The sequence below is a fragment of the Streptosporangium sp. OZ121 genome (assembly GCF_051918885.1).
In the GTDB taxonomy this organism is placed as follows: Bacteria; Actinomycetota; Actinomycetes; order Streptosporangiales; family Streptosporangiaceae; genus Streptosporangium.
The window spans coordinates 502,798-519,052 of the sequence record NZ_JBPXMC010000002.1; the positions used below are offsets into that span (position 1 = coordinate 502,798).

Consider the following 16,255-nt stretch of genomic DNA (forward strand, 5'->3'; position numbering starts at 1 on the left):
TCTTGAGGCGTGAGTGACCTGGCAATCGTCCGTCTTGGCGTTGACTTCCCCTACGAGCAGGCATGGGATCTTCAGCGGCGCATCCACGCGCGCCGGGTGGCCGAGGAGATTCCCGACACCTGCCTGATGCTCGAACACGCGCCGGTCTACACGGCGGGCAGGCGCACCGCACCGCACGAGAGGCCCTCCGACGGCACCCCGGTCGTCGAGGTCGACCGGGGCGGCCGGATCACCTGGCACGGTCCCGGCCAGCTGGTCGGCTACCCGATCGTGCGGCTCGGCGGCCCGCTCGACGTGAACGCCTACGTGAGGCTCCTGGAGGAGACCCTGGTGCACGTCTGCGCCGACTTCGGGGTCCAGGCGGGCCGGGTGGAGGGGCGCGGCGGCGTCTGGGTGGCCGGAGACCCCTCGCACGGCCTGCCGGACCGCAAGGTCGGCGCGATCGGCATCCGGGTCTCGGGCGGCGTCACGATGCACGGGTTCGCGCTCAACTGCTCCAACGACCCGAGCTGGTACAACCGGATCGTCCCGTGTGGCATCAGCGACGCCGGGGTCTCCTCGCTGTCGGCCGAGACCGGCCGCCGGATCGTGGTCGACGAGGTCCTGCCGTACGCCGAGAAGCACCTGGCGGAGGCGCTCGGCGCGCAGGCCTTCGAGCTGCCCGAGGAAGACCTGTTCAGGCGCTGACCCCGGCACCGCCCTCAGGGCCGTTCTCCCCGCCTCCTCACCCACCGCGACCCGGGTCCGCCGCGACCCGCGGCGGGACATAAGCTGGTGAGGTGAGCGAGCGTGACGATATTTACCGCACCTCGATGTGCACCACCTCGGTCCCTCGACCGACGAAGGAGCTCGCATGACCGTCGCCCCCGAAGGGCGGAAGCTCCTCCGCCTCGAGGTCCGCAACGCCGAGACCCCCATCGAGAAGAAGCCCGACTGGATCAAGACCAAGTTCAGGGCGGGCCCGAACCATACCGAGCTCCGGGCGCTGGTCAAACGCGAGGGGCTGCACACCGTCTGCCAGGAGGCCGGGTGTCCCAACATCTCCGAGTGCTGGGAGGACCGCGAGGCCACCTTCCTCATCGGTGGCGACCAGTGCACCCGGCGGTGTGACTTCTGCCAGATCGACACCGGCAAGCCCAAGGCGTACGACACCGACGAGCCGCGCCGCGTGGCCGACTCGGTGCGGCAGATGGGACTCAACTACGCGACCGTGACCGGTGTCGCCCGCGACGACCTGCCTGACGGCGGCGCGTGGCTGTACGCCGAGACCGCGCGGCAGATCCACGCGCTCCTGCCCGGGTGCGGCGTCGAGCTGCTGGTGCCCGACTTCAACGGCGACCAGGCCCAGCTGGAGGAGGTGTTCTCCTCCAGGCCCGAGGTGTTCGCGCACAACATCGAGACCGTGCCGCGGATCTTCAAGCGCATCCGGCCCGCGTTCCGCTACGACCGGTCCCTGGGAGTGATCACCAAGGCCCGCCAGGCCGGTCTGGTGACCAAGTCCAACCTGATCCTCGGCATGGGCGAGGAGCGCGAGGAGATCGTCCAGGCCATGCGCGACCTGCACGAGGCCGGGTGCGACCTGCTCACCGTGACCCAGTACCTGCGGCCCACCCCGCGCCACCATCCCGTCGAGCGCTGGGTGAAGCCCGAGGAGTTCGTGGAGCTGCAGAAGGAGGCGGAGGCCATCGGTTTCGCCGGAGTCCTCTCCGGGCCGCTGGTCCGCTCCTCCTACCGGGCGGGCCGCCTGTACAAGCAGGCCGTCGAGGCTCGCCAGCACGCCTGAGCCCCGGCTCCCCGAGCCCCGCGTGAAACCGGAAGGACCCCGCTCCCGAGCGGGGTCCTTCCGGTTTTCCGCCCTCGGCTCCCATCCGGCGTGGCCGGTCCGCGAGCCCCCTCCACCCGGGAAACGGGAAAGGGGACGGCGGGGCCGCCCGGCGCCGGCGAACGCGTACGGTCACGGGCACCCGGCGGCTCCCCGCGCCGGAACCGGCACTCGGCAGGTCACGTTTTCACTTCTTGAGCCCTGGATTTGTATCCTTCAGAACATGGCCAAGAAGCCCGAAGACTCAGAGCGCCCGGGGCGCATCAAGCAGCTCCGCATGATCGCGAAGATCATCAAGGAGGCCAACCCCAAGGGGATGCCGATCGTCTACGCCTCGGCGCTGGGCACGCTCGCGCTGTGCGTGGTGATCGGCCTGGTCACGGGCTGGTTCTGGTATCTCCTCTTCATCGGGATCATGCTGGCCCTGACCGTCGGGCTGGTGGTGTTCGGCCAGCTCGCCCAGAGGGCCCAGTACTCCATGCTGCACGGGCAGATCGGCGCAGCCGCCGCGATCCTGCAGGGCATGCGCGGCAACTGGGAGGTCACCCCCGCCGTCGCCGTCACCCGCGACCAGGACATCGTGCACCGCGTGGTCGGCTACCCCGGCATCATCCTGGTCTCCGAGGGGCCGGGCAGCCGCGTGCAGAAGATGCTGGTCGCCGAGAAGAAGCGCGTCCAGCGGGTCGCGCTGGACGTCCCCGTCTACGACATCCAGTCCGGCGACGGCGACGGGCAGGTCCCGCTGGCGAAGCTGCAGCGGCATCTGATGAAGCTGCCCCGCAACCTCAAGAAGCCCGCCCTGTACGAGATCAACAACCGGCTGAAGGCCCTCCCGCAGACGCTGCCGATGCCCAAGGGCCCGCTGCCGCGCGGCGCGAAGATGCCGCGTCCGAAGATGCGCTGATGAGCCTCGCCGGGGTGGGCCGCCACCGGGTGGACGCCGCGGCCACCTCCCGGGCCAACCGCGGCTGGTGGGACGGCGCCGCCGACGAGTACCAGGCGGAGCACGGGGAGTTCCTGCGCGACGCCGGGTTCGTCTGGGGCCCCGAGGGCCTGGACGAGGCCGACGCCCGCCTGCTGGGCGACGTCGCGGGCAGGGACGTGCTGGAGATCGGCTGCGGCGCCGGGCAGTGCGGGCGCTGGCTGGCCGGGCAGGGCGCCAGGGTGGCCGCCTTCGACCTGTCCTTCCGGCAGCTCCAGCACTCCGGCCGGATCGACCTGGAGGCCGGGTCCGCGTTGCCGGTGGTCCAGGCGGACGCGGAGGCGCTGCCCTTCGCCGACCGGACGTTCGACCTGGCCTGCTCGGCCTACGGCGCGCTGCCGTTCGTGGCCGACGCCGGGGCCGTCCTGGCCGAGATCCACCGGGTACTGCGCCCGGGGGGCCTGCTGGTCTTCTCGGTGAGCCACCCGGTCCGCTGGGCCTTCCCCGACGACCCGGGCCCCGCCGGGCTGACCTCCGACCGCTCCTACTTCGACCGTTCCGCGTACGTGGAGATCGGCGAGGACGGGCGGCCGTCCTACGTCGAGCACCACCGCACGATGGCCGACTGGGTCGGGCTCATCACCGCGTCGGGGCTGGTGCTGCGAGGGCTGGCCGAGCCCGAGTGGCCGCCGGGCCACGACCGCGAGTGGGGCGGCTGGAGCCCGCTGCGCGGCCGCCACCTGCCCGGCACCGCGATCTTCACCTGCGCGCGGTAGACGACCCGCGCACGGCAAGGCGCGCGGAACCCCGCCGGGTGGCCCGGCGGGGTGGACCGCTCACGCCGGACGCGCCCTAGTGGTCGCCACCGGCGTTCAGGACGAGCCCGCCGAGGGCCTCGAAGGTGGTGAAATCCCCGGCGGAGACGAGATTCTTGGTCACGGCGACCGTGATCCCGGTGGCCGTGTCGGCGTACGCCGCCGATCCGCCGCTGCCCGCCATGCCGAACAGGGTGAGGCTGTCGAGAGTCCCGGTGGCGCCGAGGGCGTACCCGAGGGACCTGGTGGCCGGGAAGGCGGTGACCTCGTCCACGCCGCCGAACTCCGCCGCGGTGATCTCGCGGAGCCGTTCGGGCGAGACGAGCCGGACGCCGTCCACCTCGCCCAGCAGGGCGGCGTACATGCGGGCCACGGCGCGGGCGGACATGGTGCCGCCCGCCGGGATGTCGGAGGTCAGCACGTCGGCGCGGTTGCCGAAAGCGGCGTCGGGCATCGCCGCCATCGGCGCCGCCGTGTAGCCGTCCACGACCCTGAAGAACGGGATGTCCGCGAACATCGTCTCCGCGGACACCCCCTCGGGCATCTCGAAGTCGCTCGGCGCGTCCTCCAGGCGGGCCAGCCTGCCCAGTTCGGACTCGGGGACGCCGAAGAACAGCTCGTCCGCCACTCCCAGCGGCCCGGCGACCTCCTCCCGCAGGACCTGGGAGATCGGCGTGCCGGTGGCCCGGCGGACGATCTCACCGACGATGTAGCCGAACGACTGGGGGTGGTAGCCGCTCTTGGTGCCCGGCTCCCACCAGGGCCTGGCGTCGGCGATCGCCGCGCACATCCCCTCCCAGTCGCACAGGTCCTCCGGGGTGGTGTCCACCGGTACGCCGGGCACGCCCGTCGAGTGGGTCAGGGCGTGCCGCACGGTCGCGCGCTCCTTGCCGTGGGCGCCGAACTCCGGCCACAGCTCGACGATCGGCGTGTCGTAGCCGAAGACGCCCCGCTCCACGAGCACGTGCGCCACGGTCGAGGTGACGCCCTTGCCGGTCGAGGCGCTCCAGAACGGCATGTCCGGCGTGACGAGGCGCCCGGTGGCCGGATCGGCGACGCCCGCGACGACGTCGACCACCTGCTCGCCGTGCCGGTACGCGGCGACCTGCAGGCCCCGCTCGGCCCCGGACTCCACCAGCTTGTCGGCCGCTTCCTGGACCCGCTTCTGCATATCGTTCACGGTCTTTCCCTTCGCGATGAGGTGTGTGACCCGTATGACGGCCGGACTCCGGGAAAGGAATCGGTCCGGGGACGGGAAATCGGGCCGGATCTCGGGAACGGGAGATCAGTGCGAGGATCGCCGGGAGATCGCGAGCAGGACGGCGGGCTCCCGCCCGGGATTGCGCAGCGCTCGCACCGGCAGCCCGTCCAGCCACAGCACGTCGCCGCGCCGGAAGGCCCGGTGATCGCCGTCGGAGCAGACCAGCTCGATACGCCCGCGTTCCAGCAGGACGATCGCCCCCCGCCACTCGGCCTCGTCGTGGACGCGCGAGCCGCCGGGCTCGACCACGACCCTCCGCACGTCGAACGACGGCCCGAACCCTTCGGGAGGCGAGGGCGCCGGGTTCTCACCGGCGCCCGTCACAGCGTCTGGGGAAGATCGAAAGCCGGGAAGAGCTCGGCGCCGAAGGTGGTGATCTGGGTGACCAGCCCGTCCTCGACCCGCAGGACCCCGAGCCACGAGCCGTGGTACTCGGACTCGCCGGCACGTTTGACGTACGCCGCCGCCGCGGGCTGCCGGTTGGCGCGGGTGGGCAGGACCCGCCAGTCGCCCCACGCCTCGGGGCCGATCATCGCCGGACGCCACGCGTCGACGATCGCCGGCCCTCCCAGGATCCAGATCGGCGCCGGTGGCATCGACTGCCACGCGTCCGCGCGCAGCACCCCGGCCAGGACGGCGGGGTCGGCCTGCTCGACGGCGTCGATGTAGCGCTGCAGCACCGCGCGCTCCTCGCCGGTCGGATCCGAGGACGGCGCCCACTCCAGCCGTCGCGCCGGCAGGTTCTCCCGCATCGTCGACCGTGCCCGCTGCAGGGTGCTCTTCACCGAGACGACGCTCACCTCCAGCAGCGCGGCGGTCTCCTGCGCCGACCAGCCGAGGACGTCGCGCAGGATCAGCACCACCCGTTGCCGGGGAGGCAGGTGCTGGATGGCGGCCATGAACGCCAGTTCGATCGTCTCCTTGGCGACCACGGCGGCGTCCGGCTCGGCGCCGGCGGGCGCGACCGGCTCCAGGAGCCGGTCCGGGTAGGGGCGCAGCCAGAAGACCTCGGTCGGCGACGGCGACGGCACGCCGGGAGTGGCCAGCACCGGCGCCTCGCGCGGGCGCGGGCGGCGCGGGTGGCGGTCGAGGAAGTCCAGGCACGCGTTGGTCGCGATCCGGTACAGCCAGGCCCGGAACGTCGAACGCCCCTGGAAGCTCTCCCGCTTGCGCCAGGCGCGCAGGAACGTCTCCTGCACCATGTCCTCCGACTCCTCGAACGAGCCGAGCATCCGGTAGCAGTGCACCCGCAGCTCCCGCCGGTACCTCTCCGCGAGCGCGCCGAACGCCGACTCGTCACCCGCCAGCGCGGCGGCCAGGACCTCGCCGTCCTCCACCGGTTCCCGGCCTGTCTCGTCCCTGGTCACGACCTCATACCTCCCCTATGGCGTCCCGCCCGGCGCGGCCGCCCCCGGTATGACGGCCACCGGCCGGGAAAGGAATCGGTGCCGGCCCCGATTCCCTCCCGCCCGGACCGCGGGATCCGGCACGAGCCCGGAAACGGGCGGCGATCCGGCAGCCGAAACGGGCACGGGGCGAGCGCGGGGCGAGCGCGGGGCGAGCACGGGCACGGGGCGAGGGTAGTGCGGACGCGATCACGAGCGCGAGCACGGACGAGGAAGCGCGGACGCGATCACGAGCACGGAGCACGGACGAGGAAGCGCGGGCGCGGAGCGAACGCCGGGGAGGTGGGAGCGGGAAGCCGGGTGCGGGACCGGCTCAGATGCGTACGACCACGGTGTTCGCCGCGCGGTCGTGCAGGCCGCGCTGGTCGCGGTCCCAGACGAGGGCGGGCACGGCCAGGCAGAGCAGGAAGGTCCGTACCAGCACGGCGACGAAGCCGGGGGCGCCGCCACCGAGCGCGGCGACCCGCACGCCGAGCAGGCGCATCCCGAAGGTCATGCCCATGGTGCCCACCAGCAGGAGGTATTCGGCGGCGAGGACCAGGACCGGCACCCAGGGCGCCCCGGTGGGGTCGATCCGCAGGAGCCCCTGGGTGATGGCCCAGGTGCAGATCAGCCAGTCGATCACGATGGCGCCGATCCTGCGGCCGAACCCGGCCACCGAGCCGCTGCCCTCGGCGGGCAGCCCGAGCCGCTCCCCCGGGTAGCCGAGATCGACTCCGGCGGACCTGACGCCGCCGAGCCAGGTCTGCGTCCAACGCGGCTGCTTGCTGCTCATGACCCCAACGGTAGCCGCCCGGGACGCCGCCCTCGCATCCGCCCGCACCCCCTACCGGCTACCGGTATCACGCGAAAGCCGTGGATCATGTGTGTCGGCATCCCCGAACCTCCGGGAACTGAGATCGGGGACGTGAAACTCGGGTAAAGGAAAGACCTCTCATACCCGTCAAGAGCGGACTTGAGGACTACCGTGGAGGCGATGTTCGCTTAACACGGGTGAAACAAACGAGACACGGGACGGTAACGGCGCAGGCATACTTTCGGGCTGTTAGCCCGTCCCATGGGAGGTTCGCGTGTTCAACTCCGCCGACGACGTCCTGAAGTTCATCAAGGACGAAGGGGTGCAGTTCGTTGACGTCAGGTTCACCGACCTGCCGGGGACGACGCACCATTTCACGTTCCCCTCGGAGAATTTCGGGGCCGGTGTCTTCACCGACGGCCTGATGTTCGACGGCTCGTCGATCCGCGGGTTCCAGGCCATCCACGAGTCGGACATGCTGCTGCTGCCCGACCCGTCCACGGCCGTGCTCGACCCGTTCAGGCAGCACAAGACGCTCAACATCAACTTCTTCGTGCACGACCCGCTGACGGGCGAGGCCTACAGCCGCGACCCGCGCAACGTCGCCCGCAAGGCGGAGGAGTATCTCAAGGGCACCGGCATCGCCGACACGGTCTACTTCGGCCCCGAGGCCGAGTTCTACATCTTCGACGACGTGCGGTTCGAGACCAACGCCCACTCGAGCTACTACCACATCGACTCGATCGAGGGCGCCTGGAACAGCGGCAAGGCCCAGGACGGCGGCAACCTCGGTTACAAGCCGCGTTTCAAGGGCGGCTACTTCCCGGTCCCGCCGATGGACCACTTCACCGACCTGCGCTCGGAGATGGTCCGCAAGCTCATCGACGCCGGGATCGACGTCGAGATGCAGCACCACGAGGTGGGCACGGCCGGTCAGGCCGAGATCGACTTCCGGTTCAACACGCTGCTCAAGTCCGCCGACACCCTGATGCTGTACAAGTACATCGTCAAGAGCACGGCCCTGGAGCACGGCCACACGGTCACCTTCATGCCCAAGCCGATCTTCGGGGACAACGGCTCCGGCATGCACTGCCACCAGTCGCTCTGGAAGGACGGCGAGCCGCTCTTCTACGACGAGGTCGGCTACGCGGGCCTGTCCGACACCGCCCGCTACTACATCGGCGGCCTGCTCAAGCACGCCCCGTCGCTGCTGGCGTTCACCAACCCGACGGTCAACTCCTACCACCGCCTGGTGCCCGGCTACGAGGCCCCGGTCAACCTGGTCTACTCCCAGCGCAACCGCTCGGCGTGCATCCGCATCCCGATCACGGGCTCCAACCCGAAGGCCAAGCGCATCGAGTTCCGGGTCCCCGACCCCTCCTGCAACCCGTACTTCGCCTTCGCCGCCCAGCTCATGGCGGGCATCGACGGCATCCGCAACAAGATCGAGCCGGTCGAGCCGGTCGACAAGGACCTCTACGAGCTTCCCCCGGAGGAGGCCCGCAACATCCCGCAGGTCCCGGGATCGCTGTCGGACGTGCTCGCGGCCCTGGAGGCCGACCACGAGTACCTGCTGGAGGGCGGCGTGTTCACGCCGGACCTGATCGAGACCTGGATCGCCTACAAGCGCGAGAACGAGATCGACCCGATCCGCCTGCGCCCGCACCCGCACGAGTTCGAGCTCTACTACGACGTCTGAGCCATCAAGCTTCTGACCTGCGGAAGCACTGACGGTTGATCTGTCAGTGCACACCCAGGCACTCAGGCATCCCGCGAAAGGCCGTCGATCGTCCCTCCGTTGAGGGCACGCTCGGCGGCCTTTCGCATGCGTTCCTCCCCCGGCGGCATGAAGCGCGTGGAGCTTCGCGGTGTGAATCCGGGATCCTCTGAGTGAACCGGCTAATGTGATCACGTTCGCCGATGAAACTTACATCGGCGAACGTGATCCACCACCGCCGATGTGAGCGGCCTCCTCCTTCGGCCTGCCCGGAACACGGGCCATCTGGTGCGCCGCGGGCACCGCGTGGAGGATTGCGCCGGGCCGCCGGAAACCGGCGCGGCGACAAAGGCACCGGCCCTTGGCCTGGCGGATCGGGCCCACGGGCCGCCAGGTCGCACCGTACACATGACGGCGAGATCCACCGTGCCCCGCGGGAAGTCCGCCCTGTCGCGGAGGACCACCCGGCGTCGGGAGGCCGGGGTGGATGAGAATGCGCCTTCCTCTGCTCCGTCGACTATTGCGAGACACCTCTGTTAATGGGACATTACCCCCAGACATCATTCGGCATACGTCATACGTTACGAGATGGTAACGCCACGTCTGCCACGGATTCTTAGGGCGTGTCATGAGGAGACCTCTCGCCGGCGGCGACCCTCGTCAGCGCGGTGCCGGGGCGGACGGCCAGGGCTTCTTCAGTACCGGCGAGCTCGTCCTTCGCGTGCTGGAGGGCCCATGAGCCGCCTGTGGCCAATGCTCGGTGCGAAAGACCGGCCGGCACCGCTCATCCCGCGGCGAGGACATCCGGCCTCGCCGACGACGAATCCGCCGAGGCCCGCGCCCTGCCGGCGATCGCCGCGCATGGCGTGAGGGCGGCCGGCCTAGGCCCGGAAAGGCGCACGGCCCTCCGATCGATGTCCTCAACCGCAAGACAGGCGCCGCGCCCGCGCGATGGCACACCCCGACGAGTTCTGCCACGGCGGGATGATCGCGCGGCGAACACTCTGCTCGGAACCAGCGAAAGGAACAGAGCGTGAAGTCAGCCTTGTCCACCACTGGGAAGGCGTTAGCGGCACTTGCGGTGTTCGTTGCCGCCGTGTTGCTGCCGACCTTCGCAGGCAGTACCCCGGCATCGGCAGCGGTCCAGGCGACCTACTACGTCGCCCCCGACGGCAACGACGCCAACCCCGGAACGATCACGTCACCGTTCAGGACCCTGCAGCGCGCGAGGGACGTCGTTCGCACGGTGAACGCCAACATGACCGGCGACATCTACGTGTATCTCCGCGGGGGCAACTATTCGGTCGGCAGCACGATCGACTTCACGCCGGCCGACTCCGGCACGAACAACTACCGGGTCGTATACGCCGCGTACCAGAACGAGACGCCGATCCTCAGCGGAGGCGTTCAGGTAACCGGATGGACGCAGCACAGCGGTAACATCTGGAAAGCCCCGCTGAATCGCAGCAACAAGCTCCGCGCGCTCTACGTCAACGACAAGCGGGCGTACATGGCCTCGAAGACAATAGGCTCGGCGGGGTGCACCGGAACCTACAACATCACGGCGGGGCAGGCGTCCTGGGCGTGGGAATCGGGTTCGCAGTGCGCGGGAGCGAAGTACGGTCTGAACGATTTTCCCGCCATCGCCGGCAATCAGGACGACATCGAAATAGAAACGGGAACGACCTGGACCACGGCCATCGTGGGAGTACGGCAGGTCACCTCTGACGGCACGAACCGCATCGCTCAGTTCCAGCAGCCGGGAGCGGCCATCGCCCAGGGCGCCTTCAACGGGAACGCCCAGGTCGGCGGCACCCACAAGGTCATGAACGCCTACGAGTTCCTGGACACACCGGGCGAGTTCTTCTTCGACAAGACGAGCCGGACGGTGTACTACTACAAGGCGAGCTCCGAGAACATGGCGACCGCGACGGTTTTCGCACCGAACAACGTGTCCACCCTTATCAAGGTCGCCGGCACCTCCACGAGCGCTCGCGCCCGGAACATCACATTCTCCGGCCTCACGGTCCAGCACTCCGACTGGAACCTTTTCAACGTGGCCGGCTCGGCGTTCAAGCAGGCCCAGCAGGGTAATCTCGGCGCACAGGCATATGCCAAGCAGAACTTCCACGTCTATTACTACCGCAATGTCGACATGGCGCCCGGCATCATCCAGATCGACAACGCCGACGGGCTCGTCCTGGAGAGGAACCGGATACAGCACACCGGCGTCGACGGAATCAACATGGTCAACGACGTGGTGAACACGCAGCTGATCGGAAACCACACCAACGACATCGCCGGATCCGCCATCGCCGTGGGCCATCCCCAGCACGTCTACATCGGGGACCACACCTCGACGAATCGCGAGAAGTATCCCGCCCAGGTCGAAGGGGCGCCCAAGAACATCACGATAAAGAACAACTACATCTACGACAGCGCCGTGCTGTTCAACGGGCACAGCCCCATCTCGGCGTACTTCGCCGACGGCCTGTCCATCCAGCGCAACCGCATCGAGAAGACCCCGTGGTCCGGCGTGACGCTCGGCTGGGGCTGGTGGAACTTCGACGGATCGTCAGGCTCGATCGCGCCCAACCGGCCGACCACCACGGCGAAGAACAACACCATCAGCCACAACCACTTCATCGACACGGTGCAGCGCCTGAGTGACACGGCTCCCGTCTACACGCTGGGCAACCAGCCGGGAACCACGATCACCAACAACTACATGCAGGGCGTCCCGTCCGGTCACAAGTACGGACTCCACCCGGACGAGGGCTCGGGGAACATGACCTTCCGCGACAACGTCCTGAGCGTGGACAAGAACATCACCTGGCTCATCAACTCCGACGACTTCGGGCGCAAGCACGATCTGAGCATCACGCAGACCTACGGCCCCATCAACAAGGTCTCCAACAAGAACCTGCCGAACAGCACGATCCAGGACATCCTCGTATCCTCCGACTATGTCTGGCCGTCGCAGGCCTACGGCATCGCCGTGAACTCCGGGCTCGAGGACGCGTACCGGAACATCATCCCCCAGAGCAATCTTTCCCTGCCGGATTACGTCCTGCCCGCCAGCACGTTCGTCGCCGCCGGTGTGACGTCGATTCCCATCCGGAGCGCCGGCGACGCGGGCAAGACCGTCTGGCTGGCTCCCTCGGGTACGACCTCCTTCACCGTCGGCAACACGATGACCAGGGCGAGCGGAACCGCGACCTCCATCGCCGTTCCGACGTCGGCCGGTGAGTATCGGCTCTACGTCGTGGACGCCCAGGGGAACCGATCGGCCGAGTCGAAGTCGCTCGTCAGGCAAGGAAACGGCGGGGGCGGCCAGCAGAACGTCATGATCGCGGGTGGCCAGTCGGGCCGATGCGTGGACGTCAACGGCGGCACGGCGACCAACGGCGCCCAGGCGCAGCTGTGGGACTGCAACGGCGGCACCAACCAGCGGTGGACGTACACGTCGGGCAAGCAGCTGCAGGTGTTCGGCAACAAGTGCCTGGACGCCTACAACCAGGGCACCTCGAACGGCACCCAGGTGATCATCTGGGACTGCAACGGGCAGACCAACCAGCAGTGGAACCTCAACTCCAACGGCACCATCACCGGCGTGCAGTCCGGGTTGTGCCTGGACGCCAACGGCGGCGGCACCGCCAACGGTACGAGGATCATCCTGTGGTCGTGCAACGGCGGCGCGAACCAGCAGTGGAGCCTGCGCAGCTGACGTGATGTCCCTACCGGGCCGCGGACGGTCATACGCGCACCGTCCGCGGCCCACCCCGCGACGAGCGGGATTCCGTCCGAAGGCGTCGCAGCCCCCGTACGAGACGGGGACGACTTCGAATTTTCCCCCGTGAAAGTCTTTTGAACTGGGACGATCCAGCCTGCCCAGAGGGTGGGCGTGAGGTCGGCCTACGGCTGGGTGTGGCCGACACCGCCTCCCCTCCCGGCGTTAGATCGCCGCCGGACGGGACAGAGAGGTAGAGCCGGACACCGACGCGTCCGGCCGAGGACCAGCACCTGGAGGTTGTGCATGCTTGCTCAGACCACGCGGAAGGCGGCACTGGTCGCCGCGACGGTGGCGGCGCTCGTCGGCCTGGTCGGCGGTTGCGGGGGCGGCGGGGACGACGACGGGGACGACGGTCCCGACGTCGTCAACACGACCGGCCCCGGCGTGGACGACGACGGCGGCGCAGACGACGACGGGGACGACAACTGACGGCCGCCCCGCGAGGCCACGGGCCGGCTGCGCCTCCACATCGCGCCCCGGCACCGCACCCGGCACCGCACCCGGCACCACCGCGACCCGCGTGCCCCGCACGCGGGTCGCCGCATGTCGCGATGCCCGCCACCCGCTCGTCCCGGTCGTGACGGCCCGATCCTCCGTTTCGAAGCCCTGAGGCCACGATCGGCGATTGCCACCAAGCCCGCACAATGCGCGTCAAAACCACGCGCGCCGCGCATCACCGACTTATTGGGCAGACTGGTCATGGCTCACAGGGACCGACCAGGCGAGGTGACGTGGCGGCGCTCCGGGACGAGGAGGCGTATCTCAGGCCTCCCCTGGCCGGGGAGCGGCATTCCGTTCCCCTCGGACCCCTCGGACCCCTCGGACCCCGGAGACGCTACCGGTTCCCCGGCCGTCGCGGTCTCTCCCGGCTCCTTTCCGGCCTTCCCTGGCTTTCCGGTCCTCCCGGCGGTCACGGTCCTCCCGGGCGCCACGGTCCTCATCGGCACCGCAAGCAGGCCGCGGCGGCCGTGCTCCTGGGAACGTTCCTCCTCCTGAGCGCCTCCACCTGGATACCGACCCGGCCCGTCACCCCCAACCGGATCACCGCCATCGCGTACGCGATCGAGGCCGGGCAGCACCAGCCCGGCTGGCGGGGCGGGGCGATCCCCTACTCCTGGGGCGGCGGCCACGACGATGACCCCGGCCCCTCCTTCGGCACCTGCCAGGGTTACCGGGGGTCGATCAAGCCCTGTCCCGCCACCAGGACCCGCGGCCTCGACTGCTCCGGTCTCGCCCGCTGGGTCTACCACCTCGCCTACGGACGCGACGTGCTGGGACCGGGCAACACCGACGACCACGTCAGACGACTCAAGAAGATCCCCGCCGCCGTGGCGAGGCCGGGGGATCTCGTCTTCTACGGCAAGGTCGGCAAGCGTAAAGTCAGGACCCACCACGTCGGCATCTATGTCGGCCGGGGCAAGATGATCAATGCGCGGAGGACCGGGACCGAGGTGCGGATCGATCGCGTAGCGGCCATCGACGACCTCGCCGGCTACTTCCGCTACGCGAGGAGCCTCTGAGGTCCCGCGAAAACGGCACAGCGGGACCTCCCGCCGTTCACTAGGAGAGATATGCGCCTGGGCGTCATGTTCGACCGTGACCTTCCCCCCGAGTCACTCATCCCCTTCTGCCGCCATCTGGACGCGGCCGAGGTGGACGACGTCTGGGTGGTGGAGGATCTCGGCTGGACCGGGGCCGTCTCGTCGGCGGCCACCGCGCTCGCCGTCACCGAGCGCCTGCGGGTGGGCATCGGGATCACCCCGGCGCCGTTGCGCAACCCGGCCCTGCTCGCCATGGAGCTGGGCAACCTGGCCAGGCTGCACCCGGGCAGGCTCGCGGCCGGCATCGGGCACGGCGTCCAGGACTGGATGCGCCAGGTGGGCGCCCTCGCGCCCTCGCCGCTGGCGTTGCTGGAGGAGACGATCACGGCGGTACGGGGGCTGCTGCGCGGCGAGACGGTCACCCTCCAGGGCAGGGCCGTGCGGCTCGACGGGGTGAGCCTGGTGCATCCCCCCGCCGTCGTGCCGCCGGTGCTGGCCGGGGTGGTGCGACCCCGCTCGCTGGAGCTGTCGGGACGGGTGGCGCAGGGCACGATCCTGCCCGAGGGGGTCGGTCCCCGGCAGATCGAGGACGCCCTGAAGCTGACCGGCGAGGGCGATCACGAGATGGTGGTCTTCGTGAACCTCTACCTCGGTGACGACCCCACGGTGGTCACCGCCCTGGCCGAGGGCACCGCCGGGTTCCTGAAGGTCGCCCCGGAGGAGGTCGTGATGGCGGTGGGCTCTCCCGAGGAGGCCGCCGACCAGGTCAGGTCCCTGTGGGAGGCGGGTGCCCGCACGGTCGTGGTCCGCCCGTACGGGCCGGACCCGCTCCCCCAGGTCGACCTGCTCCTGGGAGAGCTTCGCTAGGAGCGGCCGCCGAGGACCGGGGGCCGTCGTGAGCTAGGAGCGGTCGCCCCGGACGCCGGTGAGGCGGCGCAGGACGTCCCACCAGAACGAGGCGCCGAACAGCAGCGCGACGATGGTGAGCAGGTAGCCGGGCCAGTGCCCGGGAGCGATGAGCCGGTCCCACCAGGCTCCGCCGTTCCAGTGGAAGGACGGATCGGCGGAGCCGTCGGGCGGGATCGTGATGCTCACGATCGCGTGATCGAAGATCTTGACCAGCGCCGGGGAGCTGAGGGACTCGGTCACGCACTGGTACGGCTCGGCGAGACCGATCTCGCCACCGGCGCACTTGTCCTTGAGCGCGGCGTACCCGTCCCCGCCGCCGCCAGCGATGGCGCTCACCCCCGCGCGGTAGGCGTTGTCGCGCAGCAGGGTCTTGCCGTACTCCAGCGCGTCCATGCTGAACGCCAGTGTCAGCACCACGCCCAGCGCGAACACCACCCACTTCACGTAGCGGGCGTACAGCGTGGACAGGCGCTGCATCTCCCCGTTGAACCAGTCCTCGACGCCCTTGCGGAACCTGGGCAGGTCCCGCTGGGCGCCCTCCCAGACGCCCTTGAGGTGGCCCGCGAGCGGGCTGTCGATGGCCTCCAGCTTGGCGAGCAGGCCGTCGATCCCGCCCTCCTCGGCGGCGACCAGCTCCATCACGGCGCCGGAGAACCGCTCGGGCGGGATGTTGGCGATGCTGGTACGGGCGCCCTTGGGGTGGTCGATCTCCTGCAGCCGCTCGTACAGCCGCGCGGTCATGTCCACCGGCGGCGCGAGCCTCTCCGGCGCTTCCCCGGCGCCGGGCCCGCCGTCCACGGGAGAGCCGGGAGAGCCACCGGTGCCGGCCCCCTCGGCGGCCTCCCCCGCGGCGCTCTCCGGGGCGATCCCCTCGGCGACCTCCTCCGAGCCCCTCTCCGCGGCCGCCTGGGCGGCCAGTACCGTGGCCGCGTCGACCCGCATCGGCTCGACCACCGCGGGCGCGGGGTCGGAGCTGTGCACCGGGCGCGGATCGTCCTTGGAGAAGGGCAGCTTCGCGAAGACGTCGGCCATCTTCGACGGGATCCACGACCTGCCGTCCTCCGAGCCGTCCAGGGTGTCCCTGAGGTAGGCCCACAGGAACTTGCTTCGGATCCCGAGCAGCCGGACGAAGGCCTCGTTGATCCCGCTCACCAGGAGTGACAGGAGCAGAAAGGCCAGGATCAGGCCGATGGCCAGATCAATGTAAACGGATATCAAATGGATCACCCGGACCGTTGATACACGGACGCTCCCGGCGGCGCAACGCGATCAC

14 protein-coding genes are annotated in these 16,255 nt (G+C 69.7%); 9 read left to right on the forward strand and 5 right to left on the reverse strand.

The window, feature by feature from the left end; genetic code table 11:
• The first annotated feature begins 9 nt into the window (after positions 1 to 9).
• The 4 genes from lipB (at position 10) to ACTOQ1_RS07125 (ending at position 3,520) form a co-directional block, all read left to right on the forward strand.
• Positions 10 to 687: a lipoyl(octanoyl) transferase LipB gene (gene lipB / locus ACTOQ1_RS07110; RefSeq protein WP_362676720.1), complete on the forward strand. Its 678-nt coding sequence runs from the start codon at positions 10 to 12 to the stop codon at positions 685 to 687.
• Positions 688 to 853: 166 nt separating this feature from the next.
• Positions 854 to 1,783 carry a lipoyl synthase gene (gene lipA, locus ACTOQ1_RS07115; protein WP_362874352.1) on the forward strand — a complete coding sequence of 310 codons (930 nt, stop codon included), beginning with the start codon at positions 854 to 856 and terminating at the stop codon, positions 1,781 to 1,783.
• A gap of 262 nt (positions 1,784 to 2,045) precedes the next feature.
• Positions 2,046 to 2,726, forward strand: coding sequence for a DUF4191 domain-containing protein (locus ACTOQ1_RS07120; RefSeq protein WP_362874353.1), 681 nt, complete (start codon positions 2,046 to 2,048; stop codon positions 2,724 to 2,726).
• Positions 2,726 to 3,520, forward strand: coding sequence for a class I SAM-dependent methyltransferase (locus ACTOQ1_RS07125; RefSeq protein WP_440065298.1), 795 nt, complete (start codon positions 2,726 to 2,728; stop codon positions 3,518 to 3,520). The genes ACTOQ1_RS07120 and ACTOQ1_RS07125 overlap by 1 nt, the downstream gene beginning before the upstream one ends.
• Positions 3,521 to 3,596: 76 nt before the next feature.
• Here the strand turns inward: ACTOQ1_RS07125 and ACTOQ1_RS07130 are convergent, their stop codons facing one another.
• The 4 genes from ACTOQ1_RS07130 to ACTOQ1_RS07145 form a co-directional block, all read right to left on the reverse strand.
• The gene (locus ACTOQ1_RS07130) at positions 3,597 to 4,730 is read right to left on the reverse strand and encodes a serine hydrolase domain-containing protein (protein ID WP_440065468.1); all 1,134 of its coding nucleotides are present in this window, start codon (positions 4,728 to 4,730) and stop codon (positions 3,597 to 3,599) included.
• 114 nt (positions 4,731 to 4,844) lie between these two features.
• Positions 4,845 to 5,144: a hypothetical protein gene (locus ACTOQ1_RS07135; protein WP_440065299.1), complete on the reverse strand. Its 300-nt coding sequence runs from the start codon at positions 5,142 to 5,144 to the stop codon at positions 4,845 to 4,847.
• Complete coding sequence (locus ACTOQ1_RS07140) at positions 5,141 to 6,187, reverse strand: RNA polymerase subunit sigma-70 (protein WP_440065300.1); 1,047 nt, start codon at positions 6,185 to 6,187, stop codon at positions 5,141 to 5,143. Before ACTOQ1_RS07140 ends, ACTOQ1_RS07135 begins: the two co-directional genes overlap by 4 nt.
• 352 nt (positions 6,188 to 6,539) lie before the next feature.
• Positions 6,540 to 7,001, reverse strand: coding sequence for an RDD family protein (locus ACTOQ1_RS07145; protein WP_440065302.1), 462 nt, complete (start codon positions 6,999 to 7,001; stop codon positions 6,540 to 6,542).
• Positions 7,002 to 7,296: 295 nt separating this feature from the next.
• Here ACTOQ1_RS07145 and glnA point away from each other — a divergent pair, with 295 nt between their 5' ends.
• The 5 genes from glnA (at position 7,297) to ACTOQ1_RS07170 (ending at position 14,940) form a co-directional block, all read left to right on the forward strand.
• On the forward strand, positions 7,297 to 8,721 hold the full coding sequence (glnA, locus tag ACTOQ1_RS07150) for a type I glutamate--ammonia ligase (protein WP_362676736.1): 1,425 nt from the start codon (positions 7,297 to 7,299) through the stop codon (positions 8,719 to 8,721).
• 1,051 nt (positions 8,722 to 9,772) lie between these two features.
• A complete protein-coding gene (locus ACTOQ1_RS07155) occupies positions 9,773 to 12,466 on the forward strand; it encodes an RICIN domain-containing protein (protein WP_440065304.1) in 2,694 nt (897 codons plus the stop codon).
• 309 nt (positions 12,467 to 12,775) lie between these two features.
• Positions 12,776 to 12,961 (forward strand): hypothetical protein, encoded by a 186-nt coding sequence (locus ACTOQ1_RS07160; protein WP_440065305.1) that lies wholly within the window; start codon positions 12,776 to 12,778, stop codon positions 12,959 to 12,961.
• 539 nt (positions 12,962 to 13,500) lie between these two features.
• Positions 13,501 to 14,052 carry a C40 family peptidase gene (locus ACTOQ1_RS07165; protein WP_440065307.1) on the forward strand — a complete coding sequence of 184 codons (552 nt, stop codon included), beginning with the start codon at positions 13,501 to 13,503 and terminating at the stop codon, positions 14,050 to 14,052.
• Between the two features lie 51 nt (positions 14,053 to 14,103).
• A complete protein-coding gene (locus ACTOQ1_RS07170; RefSeq protein WP_440065308.1) occupies positions 14,104 to 14,940 on the forward strand; it encodes an LLM class flavin-dependent oxidoreductase in 837 nt (278 codons plus the stop codon).
• 33 nt (positions 14,941 to 14,973) lie between these two features.
• Here the strand turns inward: ACTOQ1_RS07170 and ACTOQ1_RS07175 are convergent, their stop codons facing one another.
• Complete coding sequence (locus ACTOQ1_RS07175) at positions 14,974 to 16,209, reverse strand: hypothetical protein (protein WP_440065310.1); 1,236 nt, start codon at positions 16,207 to 16,209, stop codon at positions 14,974 to 14,976.
• Between the last annotated feature and the right edge of the window lie 46 nt (positions 16,210 to 16,255).